Below are 18,325 nucleotides of genomic sequence, written 5' to 3'. Positions count from 1 at the left end.
ACGTCGTGCGGGGTGGGGCGGCAGAGGTCTAGAGATCTTGCCGGAAGGGGATCGCACCTGTGTACGGGGAAAGCCCGGGATTGGGTCCCTGGTGATACCCGCCGCAACCTCGGGGCTCCGAAGGAGGCGGCCATGCACGTTCTCCGCCTGTTTCACGAGCTGTGGGCCCGGCGGCCGGTCCGCTGGGCGATCGCTTTCGTCGCGGGAGTGGTGTGGTGGTGGGCCCTGCTGAGGCTCATCGTCCAGCCCGCACAGGCAGGCTCCTTCGAGGGCCTGGTCGTCGCCGGTGGCTGGGGGCTCAGCATCGTCCCCCTGCACACGGCGAGGTGGTCACGGGGATCATCATCCGCCGCTCCGGTGGCCGTCCGTGAGGTTGAGGGCCCGGCGCCGGGAGAGCTGACGGGAAGACTTCCGGGTCCGCGAAGTCAGTCGCTACCAGGGCATGACGACGCCCCCGTTGGGGCGCAGGATCTGGCCGGTCGTGAAGGCTGAGGCGTCGGAGGCCAGGAAGAGCACGGTGTGCGCCACGTCCTGCGGGTCGCCCACACGGCCCAGGGGCGCGGCGCGCACCAGCGCCTCCTCGGCGCGCGCCTGGGCCCGCTCGTCGAAGAGGCCGTCGGGGCCGGTGCCGTAGTGGCTCGTCATCGGTGTGCGGACGAAGCCGGGCGCCACGGCATTGGCCCGCACGCCGTGGGGTCCCAGCTCCGTGGCGAGGGTCCGGGTCAGCTGGACGACGGCGGCCTTCGAGACGCTGTAGCAGAGCAGCCCGCGGGCGCCGGTGTCGATGGCGCCGGAGGCCATGGTGACGATGCTGCCGGCACCACGCTCGGCCATCGGGCGGGCGGCCTCGCGGGCGCAGTGCAGCACACCCTTGAAGTTCACCGACAGCACCCGGTCCAGGTCGGCCTCGTCGGTGTCCAGGACGGAACTGAAGTGCATGACGCCCGCGATGGCGGCCAGGACGTCCAGCCGTCCGTGGGCGGCCATGATCGCCGCGACGGCCGCGGCCACCTGCGCGCGGTCGGTGACGTCCACGGCACGCGCCTCCGCCGCGCCGCCGGCCTTCACGGCGAGCTCGGCGGTGTGCCGGGCGCCCGGCTCGTCCACGTCCGCGCACGTTACGGTGGCCCCGGCCTGGGCGAGCAGCAGCGCCGAGGCCCGGCCGATGCCGCTGGCGGCACCGGTGACCAGAGCGGTGCGCCCGGTGAGGTCGTACGCCGGTACGGTCATGCGGCGACCGTACGACCAGATCTGACGGTCCGTCAATTGGTGTGGCGCGGCGCCGGCGCGGACGCGGGCGCGGGGCCGCGCTGGCATTGCGGGCACCAGTACGTCGCACGGGTCTGGCCGGGCGGGCCCAGCTCGGCGACGCGGATCGCCGTCCCGCAGCGCAGGCAGCCGTGCCGGTCCCGGCGGTACACCCAGTGCGTCCGGCCGCGCCGGGTGTCGCCGGTGGTGATGTGGCCGTGCCGGGTCTTGTTGGCCTGCAGCAGCTTCCTGGCGAGCTCGACGACCCGCTCGGGCTCGGGGACCTCGCCGACCGGCATCCAGGGCGTGACGCCGCGCAGGAAGCACACCTCGCACTTGTAGACGTTGCCGATGCCCGCCAGATTGCGCTGGTCCAGCAGCGCCTCCCCGACCGGCCGGGCCGGGTCGGCGGTCAGCCGGCGCAGCGCCTCGGCCGGATCCCAGTCCGGGCCCAGCAGATCGGGACCGAGATGGCCGACGGCCCGGTCCTCCTCGGCGGTGCGCAGCAGCTCCAGCACGGGCAGCCGGTAGCCGACGGCGACCCGCTCGGCGTTGGCGAGGACCGCCCGGACCTGGTGGTCAGGACCGCCCCGCCAGGGCTCACCGGGTGCGTACAACTGCCAGGAACCGTCCATGCGCAGATGCGAGTGGAGGGTCAGCCCGCCCTCGACCCGGATCAGCAGGTGCTTGCCGCGGGCCACGACCTCCTCCACGCGGCGTCCCGACAGGTCGGTCGTCGCCAGCCGCGGCACACGCAGGTCCGCACGGAGCAGGACGTGCCCCGCCAGCGCCCAGTGCAGCCGGTGCGCGGCCAGCCAGATCGTGTCGCCCTCGGGCACGGATCCCCCTGTTCCCGTTCAGGCCCGCAGCCGCAGGCCGCGGGGTGTCGCATGGAAGCCGGCCGCCTCCAGGGCCCGGCCGAGCACCGAGGTGAGGGCGGACTCGCCGTTCGTGCGTTCCACCGTGAGCCGGCCGAGCGCACCGTCACGCACGGCCAGGGCGAGCGCGTCGGCGGCCGCCTGCAACCGCTCCTCGTCCGCACTGCCGCCGCCCCGGCCGTCGCCCTCCGCCGCGGAGGTGCCGGGCCAGGCCAGCAGGGTCTTGCCGCCGCGCTCCACGTACAGCGTGAGCTCGCCGTCGACCAGGACGACCAGGGCCCCCGCCTTGCGCCCCGGCCGGTGGGTCACCCCGGCGGGCTGCTCGGGCCAGGGCAGGGCGGCGCCATAGGCGTTGGCCGGGTCGGCCGCGGCCAGCACCACGGTGCGGGCCTTGTCGTGCCGGGCGTCCTCGCGGTCCCGGGCGTTGCTGATGGCCCGCAGTCGGTCCACCGCGCCGTCCATGGCGAACTGGGCCGCGCCCAGCCCCTCCACGACGTAGCCGCGGCGCGCCTGGCCGGTCTCCTCGAAGGCCGACAGGACGCGGTACGCGGCGGAGAAGCCGCCCTCCACACCCTCGGCGGCCACCGCCCCCCGGGTGACCACGCCGTGCCGGTCCAGCAGCGCGTGGGTGAGGGCGTGCGCCCGGTGCGTCGCGTCGGGCTCCGCCTCCGGTACCAGGGACCAGCGGCCCGCCGTCGTCGGCGGCCCGCCCCGTGACGCCGTCACCCGGGGCGCGGGCCGGCCGGTGCGGGCCGTGAAGGCGCCGTAGCGGCCGCGGGGCACCGCGCGCGGCGCCCGGTGCGCGGTGGAGCCCGCCGTACGGCCGGAGCCGAGCAGGGCGCGCAGCGGCGCGAGCGTGTCGTTGGTCAGCCGGCCCGACCAGGCCAGCTCCCAGACCACCTCGGCCAGTTCCGGATCGGACAGCTCGTGCCCGGCGGCGCGGACCTGTTCGGAGATCTGCCGGAAGAACAGTCCGTAGCCGCCCGAGAGCCCGTCCAGGACCGCGTGGTGCACCGGGGAGAGCTCCAGCGGCTGGGGCTGCGGCAGCAACAGGGGCGCGGTGTCGGCGAGGTACAGCGACAGCCAGCCGTCCTTGCCCTGCAGGGCGCCGGCCCCCGCCCACACGATCTCGCCCGCCGACGTCAGCTCGTCGAGCATCGCCGGGGTGTAGTCCGTCACTCGGGCGGGCAGGACCAGCTTCTCCAGGGCCGAGGCGGGGACGGCGGCGCCCTGCAACTGCTCGACGGCCCGCACCAGGCCGTCGAGGCCGCGCAGGCCGTGCGTGCCCACGTGCTGCCACTGCGGCAGGAAGGTGGCCAGCGTGGCCGGCGGCACGGGTTCCAGTTCGTGCCGCAGCGCCGCCAGCGAGCGCCGCCGCAGCCGCCGCAGCACACCGGCGTCGCACCACTCGTGGCCCGCGCCGCCGGGCCTGAACTCGCCCTGCACGACCCGGCCGGACGCGGCGAGCCGGTGCAGGGTGCCGTCGGCGACGGCGGTGCCCAGGCCGAAGCGCTGGGCGGCCTCGGCCGAGGTGAACGGCCCGTGCGTACGGGCGTAGCGGGCCAGCAGATCCGCCAGCGGGTCCTTGACGGGCTCGGTGAAGGCCTCCGGCACACCGACCGGCAGGGCGGTGCCCAGGGCGTCCCGCAGCCGCCCGGCGTCCTCCACGGCGGCCCAGCGGTCCACGCCCGCGACGCGGACCCGGATCGCCCGGCGCGCGCCCTCCAGCCCGGCCGCCCAGCCCGCTTCCGCGCCGCGCGCGGCCAGCTCGGCGTCGTCCAGCGGGCCCAGCAGCCGCAGCACGTCGGCGACCCCCTCGGGGCCCTTGATCCGCCGGTCCTCGGTGAGCCACTGCAGCTCTTGCTCCAGTTCCACCATCACGTCGGCGTCGAGCAGCTCGCGCAGCTCGGCCTGGCCCAGCAGCTCCGCCAGCAGCCGGGAGTCCAGCGAGAGCGCCGCGGCGCGCCGCTCGGCCAGCGGCGAGTCGCCCTCGTAGAGGAACTGCGCCACGTAGCCGAAGAGCAGCGACTTGGCGAACGGCGACGGTTCGGGCGTCGTCACCTCGACCAGCCGCACCTTGCGGGACTCGATGTCGCCCATCAGCTCGACCAGCCCGGGGACGTCGAAGACGTCCTGCAGGCACTCGCGGACCGCTTCAAGCACGATCGGGAACGAACCGAACTCCGAGGCCACCTGGAGCAGTTGGGCGGCCCGCTGGCGCTGCTGCCACAGCGGCGTGCGCTTGCCGGGGTCCCGGCGGGGCAGCAGCAGCGCACGGGCCGCGCACTCCCGGAACCGGGACGCGAACAGCGCGGAACCGCCGATCTGGTCGGTGACGAGCTGCTCGACCTCGCCCTTGTCGAAGGCGACGTCGGCGGCGCCGACCGGGGACTGGTCCGCGTCGTACTCGGTGCCCTGCCGCGCCGGGTCCACGTCCAGCAGGTCCAGGCCCATCAGATCCGCGTCCGGCAGCCGCAGCACGATGCCGTCGTCGGCGTGCATCACCTGCGCGTCGAAGCCGTACCGCTCACCGAGCCGGGCACCCAGCGCGAGCGCCCAGGGGGCGTGGACCTGGGCGCCGAAGGGGGAGTGGACGACCACCCGCCAGTCGCCCAGCTCGTCCCGGAAGCGCTCCACCACGATGGTGCGGTCGTCGGGCACATGGCCGCAGGCCTTGCGCTGCTCCTCCAGGTATGCCAGCACATTGTCGACCGCCCACGGGTCCAGCCCGGCCGCGGCCAGCCGGGCCCGGCCCTTGCGCGGGTCCAGGGCCGCGACCTCGCGCAGGAACGCACCGAGGGCGCGGCCCAGCTCGAGCGGACGGCCGAGCTGGTCGCCCTTCCAGAACGGCAGCCGCCCGGGCACGCCCGGGGCGGGGGAGACCAGCACCCGGTCGCGGGTGATGTCCTCGATACGCCAGGAGGTCGTACCCAGGGTGAAGACGTCTCCCACCCGGGACTCGTAGACCATCTCCTCGTCGAGCTCGCCGACCCGGCCGCCGCCCTTCTTCGGGTCGGCGCCGGCCAGGAACACCCCGAACAGCCCGCGGTCGGGGATCGTGCCCCCCGAGGTCACCGCCAGGCGCTGTGCGCCGGGCCGGGCCGCCACCGTGTTCGCCACCCGGTCCCACACCACGCGCGGCCGGAGCTCCGCGAAGGCGTCCGACGGATAGCGCCCGGCCAGCATGTCCAGCACCGCGGTGAACGCCGAGTGCGGCAGCGCGGCGAAGGGCGCGGCCCGGCGTACCACCGCCAGCAGTTCGTCGACGTCCCATGTGTCCAGCGCCGTCATCGCGACCAGTTGCTGCGCCAGGACGTCCAGCGGGTTGGCCGGGATGCGCAACGCCTCGATCGCGCCCTCCCGCATCCGCTCGGTGACCACCGCCGACTGCACGAGGTCGCCGCGGTACTTGGGGAAGACCACCCCGGTAGAGACCGCCCCCACCTGGTGTCCCGCCCGGCCCACGCGCTGCAGCCCGGACGCCACCGAGGGCGGCGACTCCACCTGGACGACCAGGTCCACCGCGCCCATGTCGATGCCCAGCTCCAGGCTGGACGTGGCGACGACGGCCGGCAGCCGCCCGGCCTTGAGGTCCTCCTCCACCAGGGCGCGCTGCTCCTTGGAGACCGAGCCGTGGTGCGCCCTGGCCAGCAGCGGCGGCGCCCCGCGCGCCGCGCCGGACTGCGCCATGATCTCCGCGGGCGGTGCGCCCTCGGGCAGGGGCTCGCCCATGGCCCGTTCGTAGGCGATCTCGTTGAGCCGGTTGCACAGCCGCTCGGCCAGGCGGCGCGAGTTGGCGAAGACGATCGTGGAGCGGTGGTCCTGCACCAGGTCGGCGATGCGCTCCTCGACGTGCGGCCAGATCGAGGGCCGGGGGTCGTCGCCCTCGGTGGCGGGGGAGCCGCCGAGCTCGCCCAGGTCCTCGACGGGGACGACCACCGACAGGTCGAACTCCTTCTGCGACGGGGGCTGGACGACCGACACCTTGCGCTGCGGCGACAGGAAGCGCGCGACCTCGTCCACCGGGCGGACCGTCGCCGACAGGCCGATGCGCCGCGCGGGGCGCTCCAGCAGCTCGTCCAGCCGCTCCAGCGACAGCGCCAGGTGCGCGCCGCGCTTCGTCCCGGCGACGGCGTGCACCTCGTCGAGGATCACCGTCTCGACACCGCGCAGCGACTCCCGGGTCGAGGAGGTCAGCATCAGGAACAGCGACTCGGGGGTCGTGATCAGGATGTCCGGCGGCCGGGTGGCGAGCGCGCGCCGCTCGGCGGCCGGGGTGTCGCCCGAGCGGATGCCCACCCGCACCTCGGGCTCCGGCAGCCCCAGCCGCACGGACTCGTGCCGCAGGCCGGTCAGCGGACTGCGCAGGTTGCGCTCCACGTCGACGGCGAGCGCCTTCAGGGGCGACACGTACAGCACGCGGCAACGGCGCTTGGCCTCGGCCGGCGGCGGCGTCGACGCCAGCCGGTCCAGGGCGGCCAGGAACGCCGCCAGCGTCTTCCCGGAGCCCGTGGGGGCCACCACGAGCACGTCGGACCCGCCGGCGATCGCCCGCCAGGCCCCCGCCTGCGCGGCGGTGGGCGCGCTGAAGGCCCCCGTGAACCACGCGCGCGTGGCGGGGGCGAACGCGTCGAGGGCCCCCGCCGGATCCCGCTCCTCCGGGGTGGCCCCAGTGCTCCGTCGCGACATGCCATCCATCCTGCCTCGCCGCACTGACAAACCGCCCCCCCTCCGTGCACGTACGCGGTCTTTCCCGGGCAGGGCGGGCGGGAGGAGGGCGGGTACGGCGCAGAATGGGGGGATGGGGTCGGACGAGCGGGCGCGGTTCTGGAGGCATCCGGGCTTGCCGGACGTCGATCTCCTGCGGGCGCGGTACGTGCGCAAGACGTTCGTCCGGCACACGCACGAGTCGTTCGTGATCGCCGGCATCACCCAGGGAGTCGAGGCCTTCCACCACCACGGCACGATCGAGCGGGCGGGGCCGGGGGCGGTGGCGCTGATCAACCCCGACACCGCGCACACCGGGCACGCGGGCGTGCCCGAGGGGTGGACGTACAGCGTGCTCTACCCCGGGGCGGACGTCGTGGCCTCCGTCGCGGCGGAGACGACGGCGATCCGCGGGACGGTGGGCTTCACCGTCGCCGTCGCAGAGGACCCGTACGCCGTGCACCTGGTCACCCAGGTGCTGCGGGCGGCCGACCAGGGCAACGCGCTCGCCGCCGACACCATGATGCGGCTGGCCGTCGCCCGGCTGCTGCGCGCCCACGGGGGCACGCTGCCCGAGCGCGCCCTTCTCACCGCCGGCGCCCGCAACGCCGAGCGGGCCCGGCAGATCCTGGAGGCGCGCCTCACCGACCCGCCGCCGCTGGCGGAGCTCGCGGCCGGGCTGGGCACGAGTCCCTTCGCGCTGCTGCGCGGCTTCCGCGACCTGTACGGCATGCCCCCGCACGCCTGGCTCACCGACGCCCGGGTCCGGCGCGCGCGGCGGCTGCTGGACGACGGGACGGCACCGGCCGAGGCCGCGGTCGCCGTGGGCTTCACCGACCAGCCCCATCTGAACCGCCACTTCACGCGGATCGTGGGGGTGCCGCCGGGCGCGTACCAGCGGGAGCGCAAGAACGTACAAGACGGCTCCAAGGGCGCGGCCTAGCGTCGGGCAGGTGACCGCAGCACCCTTGGAAGCCGGCCGGCGCCGGCAGCACCCACCGTCGTCCGTGAAGCCGCGTTCCGAGGTGGTCCGTGACGCCCTGGGAGTGGGCGTCGCCGTCGGCCTGTCCGGCTTCGCCTTCGGAGTGACCTCGGCCGGGGCCGGGCTGAGCCTGTTGCAGACCTGCGCGCTCAGCCTGCTGGTGTTCACCGGCGCCTCGCAGTTCGCGCTCGTCGGCGCCCTGGGCGCGGGCGGCGCTCCCCTGGCGGCCGCCGCCGGGGCGTTCTTCCTCGGGGTGCGCAACGCCTTCTACGGGCTGCGGCTGTCCGAACTGCTGCGCGTCCCGCGCGCACTGCGCCCCTTCGCGGCGCAGTGGGTGATCGACGAGACGTCCGCCGTCGCCCTGGCGCAGCCCGACCGGGCGAGCGCCCGGCTGGGTTTCACGGTCACCGGCGCCACCCTCTACGCGCTGTGGAACCTGACCACGTTCCTGGGCGCGTTCGGCGCCGCCGCGCTCGGCGACCCGGCCGACTGGGGCCTGGACGCGGCCGGTCCGGCGGTATTCCTCGCGCTGCTCGCACCCATGCTGCGGGACCGCCGCGAGCGGGCCACGGCGGCGGTCGCCGTGCCGCTCGCCCTGGTGTGCCTGCCACTGCTCCCCGCCGGGGTGCCCGTCCTGGTCGCGGCGCTGGCCGCACCGCTCGTCCTGGCCGTGACCCGCCACAAGGAGGCCGACCGTTGAGCACGTGGATCGCCGTGGGCGTCACCGCCTTCGGCTGCTACGCCGTGAAACTCCTGGGCCTGTCCGTTCCCGCGGGCTTCCTGGAACGCCCCGTCGTGCGGCGGCTGGCCGCGCTGCTGCCCATCGCCCTGCTGGCGGCCCTCACCGCACTGCAGACCTTCGGGGACGGGCGCGGCCTGGTGCTCGACGCGCGCGCCGCGGGTCTGGCGGCGGCCGGCGTCGCCCTCCTGCTGCGCGCCCCCTTCCTGGTGGTCGTCGCCGTCGCGGTGGTGGTGACCGGAGCGCTGCGGGCCGTCACCGGGTGACGGGTTAGTGTGACCCGTCACAACGGATGCGCAAGTGAGGGTGGGACGATGGCGGTCGACTCCCTGCCGGTCCTCTCCGACGCGGCCCGCGCCCTCGCGGCGCGCTGCGAGCACAGGGTGAACGAGATCGCCCGCTCCACGACGACGCGCGCTTTCGCCGACCTCCCCGGCTATGCCGAACTGCCCGCGGACGTCAAGGACGGGGAGCTCGCCGCCACCGCGCGCCACGGCCTGCGGCTCTTCCTGCGCCGGGTCGTCCACGGCACTCCCGCCGAGCGGCCGGAGCGGGGCGACTTCGACCGCTTCAGGGAACGCGCCGCCCAGCGGGCCGAGGAGGGGCTGCCCCTGCACCTGGTGCTGCGCGGCCATCTGCGCGGCACCGCCGTGCTGTGGCGGGCGCTGCGGGAGGTGGCGCGGCCGGGCGAGGAGGCCGCGCTCGCCGAACTCGCCGACGTCCTCATCGGCATCCAGGAGGGCATCGTCGGCGCCGTCTCCGAGACGTACCTGGACGAGCAGAGCACGCTCGCCGCCGAACGCCGTGAGGAGCGCCGCGCCCTGGTGCGGGCGCTGCTGGACGGCTCCCTGCCGCCGGAACGTTTCCCCGCCGGGCGGCTGGGCCTGGCGGGCGGCGCCCTCGTGCTCGCCCTCCACTTCCCGCCCGAGGACGCCGCCGGCCGCCCCCCGGCGGCCGCGCACCGCAGGCCGCGCCGGGCCCAGGCCGCGCTGGACCGTGCTTTCGGCACCGAGGTGCCGGCCCTGCTCGACGACACCGGCGGCCACGCCGTCGTCCCCGGCCACCCGGTGCTGCCGGGCGGCGACGACGCGCTGCTCGCACCGCTGCGCCGCGCCTGCTCCGCGGACGTGCGGCTGGCCGCCGTCACGGCCGCAAGGCCGGAGGACATCCCCGGTGCCGCCCGCACGGCGACGGAGGTGCTGAGGGTGGCGCGCGCCGGAGGGCTGCCGCCGGGGCTGCACCGGCTCGACGACGTGCTGCTGGAGTACCACCTGTCACGGCGCGACGAGAGCAGCGACCGCATAGCGGCCCTGCTCGACCCGATCGCGGGCCGCCAGGACCTGGTCGAGACGCTGCGGACCTACCTGGGCAGCCGGCAGGAACGCCGCAGCACCGCGCGGCAGTTGGGGCTGCACCCCAACACCGTCGACAACCGGCTGGCCCGGATCTGCGAACTCACCGGGCTCGACCTCGCCGCGCCGCACGGCACGGCCCTGGCACTGGCCGCGCTGCTGCTGCGCGACGCCGCCGGGTGAGCCGTCCTCAGGCGAGGCGTCCGTACGCCCGCAGGGTGAGCAGCGCGTCGAGGGTGACCAGCGGCCGCCACTCCAGCAGCGTCCCGGGGGCCCACGCGGCCCGGCGCGCGGGCCAGCCGCCGTCGTCCTGCTGGCCGGCCGTCAGGAAGTCCAGCGCGCGGTCCATCTCCGCGTCCGTGAACCACTCCCGCGCCGGGGAGTCCGGCGTGCGCGCGTAGTCGTACGCGAAACGGTGTTCGCCGTCCGGGGATCCCGGCGGCGGCGCGGCCTCCGGGTGCCGCCCGGGGTCCAGTACGACGAGCCGCTGCTCGCGCACGATCCGTCCCAGCCGCGCCGCCGCCGCCCGGGCCCGCGCCCGGTCGGGCGCGTGGTCCAGGAACGCCATCGCGGCCACGACCTCGCCGGGGTGGGTCTTGTCGAGGGTCTCGATCGCCTCCCAGCAGAAGTCCGTGGCCCGGAACAGCCAGGCGTGCCAGACCTCGTTGCGGTGCAGCGTGCCCACCACCGGCCCGGTGGCCAGCAGGTCGCCCGGCGGGCTGTCCACCAGGGGCAGCCAGGGGGCGACCGGGAAGCCGCGCAGCGAGGGGTGGAGCGCGGGCAGCGCGCCCTCCTGGGTCGACACGGCCGTCACGTAGCGGCAGATCCGCTCGGCGCGCTGGCCGGCGCACCTGCCGATCTCGTCGAGCACGCGCAGCGCGTGGGCCACGTGCAGCGGCTGGCTGACCGTGCCGCGCAGATCGGGCTCGAGGGCGTGGCCGTAGCCGTCGTCGCCGTTGCGGTAGGCGGTCAGCGCGGTCTCCACCGCGTCCGCCGGGCCGTTCCGGAAGTGGTACGCGAACCTGCGCTGCTCGAGCACGCGTGCGGTCAGCCACACGAAATGCTCGGCGCGTTCTAGCGGGGTTGCTGACATGTGCGCACAGTAGGCCTCCGTAAGCGCTCTGCACACAGAAGTGCGCAGGGAGCACCCTGGCGTGCGACCACGCGCCCCCCAGTACGGGTCATCCGCCGCCGGGAGTTGACGGCTCTGGCACACCCCGGACTTAATGTGCCGGAAAGCACGGGGGAGGGGGCACGGTGGACGATCCACTGCTGTGGCGGGCCGGTTCCGGGGAACTGGCCGACTGGCTCGACGGTGTGCGGCGGAAGCTGCTCGGGGACACGGTCGCCGGGTACGACGTGTGGAGCGGTCCGGTCTTCCCCGACTACGGGAGCGTGATCCACCGGGCCGGTGACACCGGCGCCCTCGCCCGGTTCCTCACCGCCGAGGGCGCCGACGCGCTGCGCGCCACCACGCACCGCGGTGCCCGGCAGGGGGAGACCTCGGTCGAGCTCCGCGTCGAGGACCGCGCCGGCGCGGACGCCCTGCGCATCGTGCCGTCGGGCGAGCGCGCGGGCACCGTACGCCTCACGGCCCCGGTCGCCGATCCGGCCGCGCTCGCCGCATGGCTGCACCAGCTGTCGCCGCTGCTCCCCGTACCGGTCCCGCGCCGGGAGGCGTCGGCCCATCCGCTGCCCGAGCCGCTCGCCGTCACCCTGTACCACCGCGCCGGCGACGTCCTGATCGGCCTGGAGGCACGCGACGGGCGTCCGGCCGGTTCCGGGCTGCGCCCCGCGGACGACCGGGTGCTCGTCCGCACGCGGCCGGACACCCTCGCACACGAGTCCGGGCTTCTCCTGCACCCGGCCGTCCTCGAACGCAGGCCGGTCACCACGGCCGGCGAACTGGCCCGGTGGCTCGGCGAACTGGACGCGGCCTGGGGGGCGCGGCCGGCGCTCTCCGCGCTCACCGGCCGTGCCGCCCGGGCCGTCCTGCCGTACGGCAACCTCCGCGCGGAGGTGCGGAAGATCGAGCACGGGACGCCGTTGCTCATGGTCGGCCGGCCCTTCGGCCCCGAGGTGACGGCCTCCGGGCCCCCGGAGCGGCTCGCGCGGTGGGCCGGGCCGCTGCTCGGGGTGGTCGTGCACCAGCGGGCCGCGTCCTCGTCGCGCCGTGCCCTGGTGAGATGGCTGCGCGGGGTGGAGGAGTCGGTGTTCGCCGGGCCCGCCGCGTGGACGGTCACCGCGTCCGCCGCCCCGCCCGGCGTGCTGCCCGGGACCCCCGTCACCACCGCCGAGCTGGCCGCCCTCCTGTCCGGCAGCCCGGACGGCGGCGTCCCGGGAGTGGACCGCCTCGCCCCCGGCGAAGTCTCCCTGAGGGGCGCCGGCGCGGCGTTCGGCCGGGTCGACGTCACCGGCCGCCCCGCGCCCTGAGCCGTCGGCGGCGACGGCGCCCGACCGGGCCCGGTGGCGATGCGCGTGCGGGCTCCCGGGGGTTTGAATGGGAGGGGGAACCACGACATCGGACGACCGGGTGACTACACACACCGACCTGGACAACCTCGGCTCGCCGCGTGACGGCAGCGGCGCCCTGTTCGTCGTCGACGGGCACGGCGACGTCCTCATGTGCACCGGATCGGTGCACGAGCTGACCGGACGGCCCCCCGGGGCGGTGTGCGGACGCCCGGTCGCCGAACTCCTGACGGCCCCGGAGGTGTGGGCACGACTCCTCCCCGCGGCGGGCGCCGCCGAAGCGGAGGACGACGCCGAGCTGCGGCACAGCGACGGCACCACGGTCCCGGTGCGGCTGCGGGTGCAGCCGACGGCCGCGGGCGGCGGGCCGGCCGGGGGGATGGTCGTGACCGTCACACCCCGCGCGGTGGCCGAACGCCGCAAGGAGGACGAGGCACTGCTCAGGGCCCTCTTCCAGCAGCGGCACGTCGGCCTCGCGATCCACGACATGGCGCTGGAGACCACCCGGTTCAACCTCGTCTCCGGCATCGACCTCCCGCCGGAAGCCGGCGTCCGCGTGGATCCGACGGACTGGACCGTCGAGGACGTGCTGCTCCCCAAGGACGCGGCGGCCCTCCGGGAGCAGCTGAGGCACGTGGCCGAGACCGGGGAGCCGCTGATCGACTGGGTGCACAGCGCCCGGCGCCAGGGGACACCGGACGTCAAAAGGGTGGCGTCCTTCTCCGCCTTCCGCCTGCACGGCGCGAACGACCGCCCCGTCGGGGTCGCCGTCATCTTCACCGACGTCACCCAGGAGTACGCCGCCCGCCAGCGCATGGAGTTGATGCACGCCGCCGCGGAGGGCATCGGCCGCAGCCTGGACGTCGCCAAGGTCGCCCAGGAACTCGTGGACGTTCTCGTCTCCCACCGTTTCGCCGACCTGGCCGCGGTGGACCTCACCCACACCGTGCTGATCGGCCAGGAGCCCGGCGAGTTCCGGCTCGGTGCCCCCTTCCGCAGGGTCGCGGTGGCCTCCTCCGACGGCTCGTGGCCCCCCGAGATCCACCCCCGGGGCGCCGGCTTCCGCCTGCGCAGCCTGGAGAGCGACCACCTGCGCGGTGGCGCCGCCGTCTTCAGGTCGGACCTGACCTCCTGGCGCGAGGGCCTGGCCGGGGACCTCGAACGCAGCCGGCTGCTGCTGCCCGACACGGCGGCGTCCTTCCTGAGCGTGCCGCTGATCGCCCGCGGCCTGGTGCTCGGCGTCCTGGTGATGTGGAGGACCGCCGCCCTCCCGCCGTACGGCCTGGGCGACGCCGGCCTCGCGGAGGAGCTCGCCTCGCGGGCTTCCCTGGGCCTGGACAACGCCCGCCGCTACACGCGCGAGCACCGTACCGTCGAGGCGCTCCAGCGCAGCCTGCTCCCGCCGTCGATCACCGAGACCACCGGGGTGCTGACCGCCGGCAGCTACGTACCGGCGGGCACGACGGAGGCGGTCGGCGGCGCCTGGTTCGACGTGATCCCGCTGTCCTCCAGCCGGCTGGCGCTGGTCAGCGGGGACGTCACCGGCCACGGTCTGAACGCGGCGGCCACCATGGGCAGGCTCCGCACGGCGGTGCAGACCCTGGCCGACCTCGACCTGCCGCCCGGTGAACTCCTGGCCCACATGGACGACCTCGTCGTCAGGCTCGGCGACGTCGCCCCGCCGCACGGCGAGGACCAGGACGGCACGGCGGGCGGCAGCGCGGTCGGCGCCACCTGCCTGTACTGCGTCTACGACCCCGTCGAGGGCCGCTGCGAGATGGCGAGCGCCGGGCATCCCGCGCCGGTGTACGCCGCGCCGGGCGCCCCCGCCCGGGTGATCGGCCTCAAGCCCGGTCCGGCGTTGGGCGTGGACAGCCTGCCCTTCGAGCCGGTCGGCTTCGAGGTCCCCCCGGGCAGCGTGCTCGCGTTCTTCAACGAACCGCTCCTGTCCCACCCCGACGGCTCCGCGCAGGAGCGGCTCGCACGTCTGTGCTCGGTGCTCGCCACGGACCCCGGCGGGACCCGCACCCCCACCCAGACCGGCCGCGCGATCCTCGACGAACTCCTCGCCGAACCGCCCGGCGACGACGTCACGCTGCTTGTCGCCCGCATGCGCCCCCTGCCACCCGGCTCCGTCGCCACCTGGGAGTTCCCCGCCGATCCCGCCGTCGTGGCGCGGGCCAGGACCGCGGTGGAGAGCCAGCTGCAGCTGTGGGACCTCAAGCACCTGGCGTTCACGACCGAACTCATCACCAGTGAGCTGGTCACCAACGCGATCCGCTACGGCGGCGACCCCGTCGGGCTGCGCCTGATCCGCGACGACACCCTGGTCTGCGAGGTGTCCGACCCGAGCCAGACCCAGCCCCGGCTGCGCCGGGCCCGGCTGTCCGACGAGGGCGGCCGCGGGCTGTTCCTCATCGCCCAGCTCTCCAGCCGCTGGGGCAGCCGCTACACCGCGGGCGGGAAGACCATCTGGGCGGAGCAGCCGCTGTCCGAGTCCTGAGGCGGGCGGGGCGGCGTGTCCGGGCGGTGTCAGGCATCCGGGCCGCCCGGGTCGCCGGTTGCGGTGGTTCGCGCGGAAGCTGGGAGGACGGCCGTAGGCGGGGCCCGTCCGGTGTCCACCGGGCGGGCGCCGACGGAGGTGGTTCCAGTGGCGCACGGCAGCCCGCCCGCTCCCATGGGTGACGCGGAGGCGGCGATCCTGCGTGCCCTGTTCACCCAGTCGCCGGTCGGCCTGCACGTCCTCGACCCGGACCTGCGGGTGGTCCGCGTCAACATGGGCACCCCTGCCATGCGCGGGGTGCGCTCGGAGGACCTCCTCGGGCGGTACTTCCGCGACGCCTATCCCGTCGTATCGCCCGACGACGTGGAGATGCGCCTGCGCCAGGTGCTGGAGACCGGCGTCCCGCTGATCGAGGACCTCGTGCGGACGTACCCGCTGACCGGGGACGGCGAGGCGCACTCCTACTCGGTCTCCGTCTTCCGGCTGGAGGACCCGGACGGGACGGTCCTGGGCGTCGCGCTCGCCGTGGTCGACGTGACCGAGCGGGAGAAGGGGCGTGCCCGGATGCGCGTCCTCAACGCGGTGCGCGATCGCGTGGGCCGCACCCTGGACGTGGTGGTGACCTGCGAGGAACTCGTCGGCGCCGTGGTGCCCGCCTTCGCCGACGTCGTCGTGGTGGAGGTCGTCGACGACGTGGTCCGCGGCGACGACCCACCGCTGTCGCCGCTCCCCCTGGGGACCCCGCTGCGGCGGGCCGCGTTCGGCAGCAGCGCCGGCCTCGGGCAGCCCCAGGCGTACCCGGTGGGCGACGTGCGGAGCCTGCCCGACCCGACCCCGTACACCCAGGCGCTGTCCGACCTGCGTCCCCGCGTGGTGCGGCTGCACGCCGGGCTGCCGTGGCTCGCCACCGACCCCGCCCGCGCCGAGGCGATCCGTGCCTCGGGGACGCAGACGCTGCTCACGGTGCCGCTGACACTGCGCGGGGCGGTACTCGGGCTGATCAGCCTCTACCGCACGGAACGGCTGGAGCCCTTCACGGGGGACGACGTCGAGATCGCGCTGCAGCTGGCCGACCACACCGCCCTGTGCATCGACAACGCCCGCCGCTACACCCGGGAGCACAGCGTCGCCGCCACGGTGCGGCGGCAGCTGCTGCCCCGTCGCCCCGTGTCGCACACCGCGCTGGAGACCGCCTACCTGTCGGCGGCGAGGGAGAGCGCGGCGGGGTCCTGGTACGACACGATCCCGCTGTCCAGCGCCCGCACCGCGCTGGTCGTCGGGGACGTGGCGGGACAGGGCATCCACGCCACCGCCGGCATGGGCCAGTTGCGTACCGTCATCCGCTCGCTGAGCGCGTTCGACCTGGGGCCCGACGAACTGCTGGCCCGGCTCAACGACATCACGACGCACCTGGCGGCCGAGCGCGCCTCACTGCCGCCCGCCGACCCGCTGCACCGGGAGGCCCTCACCGCCGCCTGCATGTACGCCGTGTACGACCCGCTGACCCGCCGATGCACGATGGCCCGCGCCGGTCATCTCGCGCCGGTGATCGTAGCGCCGGACGGCAGTGCGCAGATCCCGGAGATCCCGGACGGGCCGCGGCTGGGCACCGCAGGGGGGACGCCCTTCGCCGCCGCCGAGCTCGACATCCCGGAGGGCAGTGTCCTGGCCTTCACCAGCTCGCCGGTGCTGTCCCTGCACCTGGCGGGCGGTTCCACACCGCTCAAGGGCGGCCGGCCGGGGTGGGACCGTCCGCTCCAGGACCTCTGCGACGAGATCATGTACACGCTTCCCGGGGGCGTCGACCGGGGTGTGCCGATGCTCCTGCTGGCCCGCACACGCCCCTTCCCGCAGGACCGCGTCGCCGCCTGGCCGCTCGCGGACGACCGCAGTGCGGTCGCCACCGCGCGGGCCCTGGTCCGCGACCGGCTCGCCGAGTGGGGAGCGGACGAGGACACCGTGTTCAACGCCGAGCTGATCGTCAGCGAACTGGTCACCAACGCCATCCGCTACGGGAGCCCCCCGATGCGGTTGCGCCTCATCAACGACCGGATGCTGACCTGCGAGGTCCGGGACACCAGCCCCGCCGCCCCGCACCTGCTGCACGCGCGCACCGTGGACGAGGGCGGCCGCGGGCTGTTCATCGTCGCCCAGCTCGCCGACCTGTGGGGCACGCGGTACGCGGAGGACGGCAAGACGATCTGGACCGAGCAGGCCCTCCCGGCCCCTGCGGGCTGACCGGCCCGCCCGCCGGCGGCGAGGTCCACGAAGGCCGGGCCGGGCACCTGGTGCCGTGCTGGGTTGCCGACTCCGCCGCGTGCCCGGCCCGGCGTGACGGCGGGCTCGTCATTCCCGGACGGAGAGGGGGTGCGCGCCGTTGCGGCCCCTGGTCCGTACCGCCGCGCTCAGCGGATACGCCGAGCTGAGCCGCTCCCTCGGCATCGACCCGCGGACGCTGATGAGGCGCGTGGGCCTGGACGTCGCGACGCTCGCCCTCCCGGAGCGGTGGATCTCCGGCGCGGCCGTGGCCCAGGTGCTGGAGCTCTCGGCGGAGGCCTCCGGGCACGAGCACTTCGGGCTGCTCCTCGCGGAGTTCCGCCGCTTCCGCGACCTCGGCCCCATCGGCCTGGTCGTCCGTCAGGAGCCCGACGTCCGCGGTGTGCTCGGCGTCCTGATCCGGCACCAGCGCGTGTACAACGAGGTGCTGGACGCCCGGCTGTCCGAGGCGGACGGACTCGCCACCCTCAAGGTGGGCGTACGGCTCGGCGTGCCGATGGAGGCCCGGCAGGCCACGGAACTGGCCGTCGCCGCCTACCACCGGACCCTGCGCGAGGTGCTGCACCCCCACTGGCAGCCGCTCTCGGTGTGGTTCGCCCACCCCGCACCGGCGGACACGGTGACCTGCCGGCGGCTGTTCGGCCCGGTCGTGGAGTTCGACCGGGCGTTCGACGGCATCCTCTTGCGGGCCGACGACCTCGACGCCCGCAACGCCACCGCCGACCGCCCGCCCGGGTACGCGGGCGGGCAGCCGCAGGTGCTCGCGGGTCCCCGGGACGCCACCGTCGTGGACCGGGTGCGGGAACTGATCGAGGTGCTGCTGCCCTCCGGCCGCTGCTCGATCGAGCAGGTCGCCCGCAGCCTCGGCGTCGACCGGCGCACCCTCCACCGGCACCTGGCCCGTTCGGGTGAGACGTTCTCCTCGCTGCTCAACGCCACCCGCATGGACCTGGCGCGGCAGTTCGTGGCCGGCCCGTGCCGGTCGCTCACGGAGGTCTCCCGGCTGCTGGGCTTCTCGTCGCTCAGCGCGTTCTCCCGCTGGTTCCACGACCGGTTCGGCTGCAGCCCGCGGGAGTGGCGCAGGTGCGGGCAGGACCGGCCGCCGATCCGGTCCGTGGCCGGCGCCGCCCGTTCAGGCGAACGGACCCGGTCCGTTTGACGCACCGT

12 protein-coding genes are annotated in these 18,325 nt (G+C 75.4%); 8 read left to right on the top strand and 4 right to left on the bottom strand.

Features of this window, described 5'->3' with window-relative positions; all coding sequences use genetic code 11:
• Positions 1–432: 432 nt before the first annotated feature.
• From PV350_RS09090 to PV350_RS09080, 3 genes are read right to left on the bottom strand one after another with little or no spacing between them, the layout of a single operon-like run.
• Entirely contained in the window at positions 433–1,230 is a 798-nt protein-coding gene (locus PV350_RS09090; protein WP_499514363.1) for an SDR family NAD(P)-dependent oxidoreductase, read from the bottom strand.
• 32 nt (positions 1,231–1,262) lie between these two features.
• Complete coding sequence (locus tag PV350_RS09085; protein WP_500333333.1) at positions 1,263–2,087, bottom strand: DNA-formamidopyrimidine glycosylase family protein; 825 nt, start codon at positions 2,085–2,087, stop codon at positions 1,263–1,265.
• An 18-nt stretch (positions 2,088–2,105) separates the two neighbouring features.
• Positions 2,106–6,815: an ATP-dependent helicase gene (locus tag PV350_RS09080; protein WP_500333332.1), complete on the bottom strand. Its 4,710-nt coding sequence runs from the start codon at positions 6,813–6,815 to the stop codon at positions 2,106–2,108.
• A gap of 112 nt (positions 6,816–6,927) precedes the next feature.
• On the opposite strand from PV350_RS09080, the gene PV350_RS09075 reads away from it, so the two are divergent.
• From PV350_RS09075 to PV350_RS09060, 4 genes are read left to right on the top strand one after another with little or no spacing between them, the layout of a single operon-like run.
• Entirely contained in the window at positions 6,928–7,776 is an 849-nt protein-coding gene (locus PV350_RS09075) for an AraC family transcriptional regulator (RefSeq protein ID WP_500333331.1), read from the top strand.
• 10 nt (positions 7,777–7,786) lie between these two features.
• A complete protein-coding gene (locus PV350_RS09070) occupies positions 7,787–8,515 on the top strand; it encodes an AzlC family ABC transporter permease (protein ID WP_499514367.1) in 729 nt (242 codons plus the stop codon).
• Positions 8,512–8,820 (top strand): AzlD domain-containing protein, encoded by a 309-nt coding sequence (locus PV350_RS09065; RefSeq protein ID WP_499514368.1) that lies wholly within the window; start codon positions 8,512–8,514, stop codon positions 8,818–8,820. Before PV350_RS09070 ends, PV350_RS09065 begins: the two co-directional genes overlap by 4 nt.
• Before the next feature lie 48 nt (positions 8,821–8,868).
• Entirely contained in the window at positions 8,869–10,089 is a 1,221-nt protein-coding gene (locus PV350_RS09060; RefSeq protein WP_500333330.1) for a PucR family transcriptional regulator, read from the top strand.
• Between the two features lie 7 nt (positions 10,090–10,096).
• Here PV350_RS09060 and PV350_RS09055 read toward each other — a convergent pair whose 3' ends face one another.
• Positions 10,097–10,999: a hypothetical protein gene (locus PV350_RS09055; protein ID WP_500333329.1), complete on the bottom strand. Its 903-nt coding sequence runs from the start codon at positions 10,997–10,999 to the stop codon at positions 10,097–10,099.
• Positions 11,000–11,163: 164 nt separating this feature from the next.
• Here PV350_RS09055 and PV350_RS09050 point away from each other — a divergent pair, with 164 nt between their 5' ends.
• The 4 genes from PV350_RS09050 to PV350_RS09035 all read left to right on the top strand — a co-directional run bounded on the left by PV350_RS09050 (position 11,164) and on the right by PV350_RS09035 (position 18,317).
• On the top strand, positions 11,164–12,339 hold the full coding sequence (locus PV350_RS09050) for a hypothetical protein (protein WP_500333328.1): 1,176 nt from the start codon (positions 11,164–11,166) through the stop codon (positions 12,337–12,339).
• Positions 12,340–12,439: 100 nt separating this feature from the next.
• Positions 12,440–14,881, top strand: a complete 2,442-nt coding sequence (locus tag PV350_RS09045; RefSeq protein WP_500333327.1) for an ATP-binding SpoIIE family protein phosphatase — start codon at positions 12,440–12,442, stop codon at positions 14,879–14,881.
• 147 nt (positions 14,882–15,028) lie between these two features.
• Positions 15,029–17,119, top strand: a complete 2,091-nt coding sequence (locus PV350_RS09040) for a SpoIIE family protein phosphatase (protein WP_500333326.1) — start codon at positions 15,029–15,031, stop codon at positions 17,117–17,119.
• A gap of 139 nt (positions 17,120–17,258) precedes the next feature.
• Entirely contained in the window at positions 17,259–18,317 is a 1,059-nt protein-coding gene (locus PV350_RS09035; protein ID WP_500333325.1) for an AraC family transcriptional regulator, read from the top strand.
• Positions 18,318–18,325 lie beyond the last annotated feature (8 nt).

Source organism: Streptomyces sp. PA03-6a, assembly GCF_033792765.1.
In the GTDB taxonomy this organism is placed as follows: Bacteria; Actinomycetota; Actinomycetes; order Streptomycetales; family Streptomycetaceae; genus Actinacidiphila.
This window is presented reverse-complemented; position numbering and strand designations above follow the sequence as displayed.

Excerpts from the sequence above, each read along its gene's own strand:
- PV350_RS09090 (WP_499514363.1), bottom strand. The coding sequence starts at position 1,230 with ATGACCGTACCGGCGTACGACCTCACCGGGCGCACCGCTCTGGTCACC.
- PV350_RS09080 (WP_500333332.1), bottom strand. The coding sequence starts at position 6,815 with ATGTCGCGACGGAGCACTGGGGCCACCCCGGAGGAGCGGGATCCGGCG.
- PV350_RS09075 (WP_500333331.1), top strand. The coding sequence starts at position 6,928 with ATGGGGTCGGACGAGCGGGCGCGGTTCTGGAGGCATCCGGGCTTGCCG.
- PV350_RS09060 (WP_500333330.1), top strand. The coding sequence starts at position 8,869 with ATGGCGGTCGACTCCCTGCCGGTCCTCTCCGACGCGGCCCGCGCCCTC.
- PV350_RS09055 (WP_500333329.1), bottom strand. The coding sequence starts at position 10,999 with ATGTCAGCAACCCCGCTAGAACGCGCCGAGCATTTCGTGTGGCTGACC.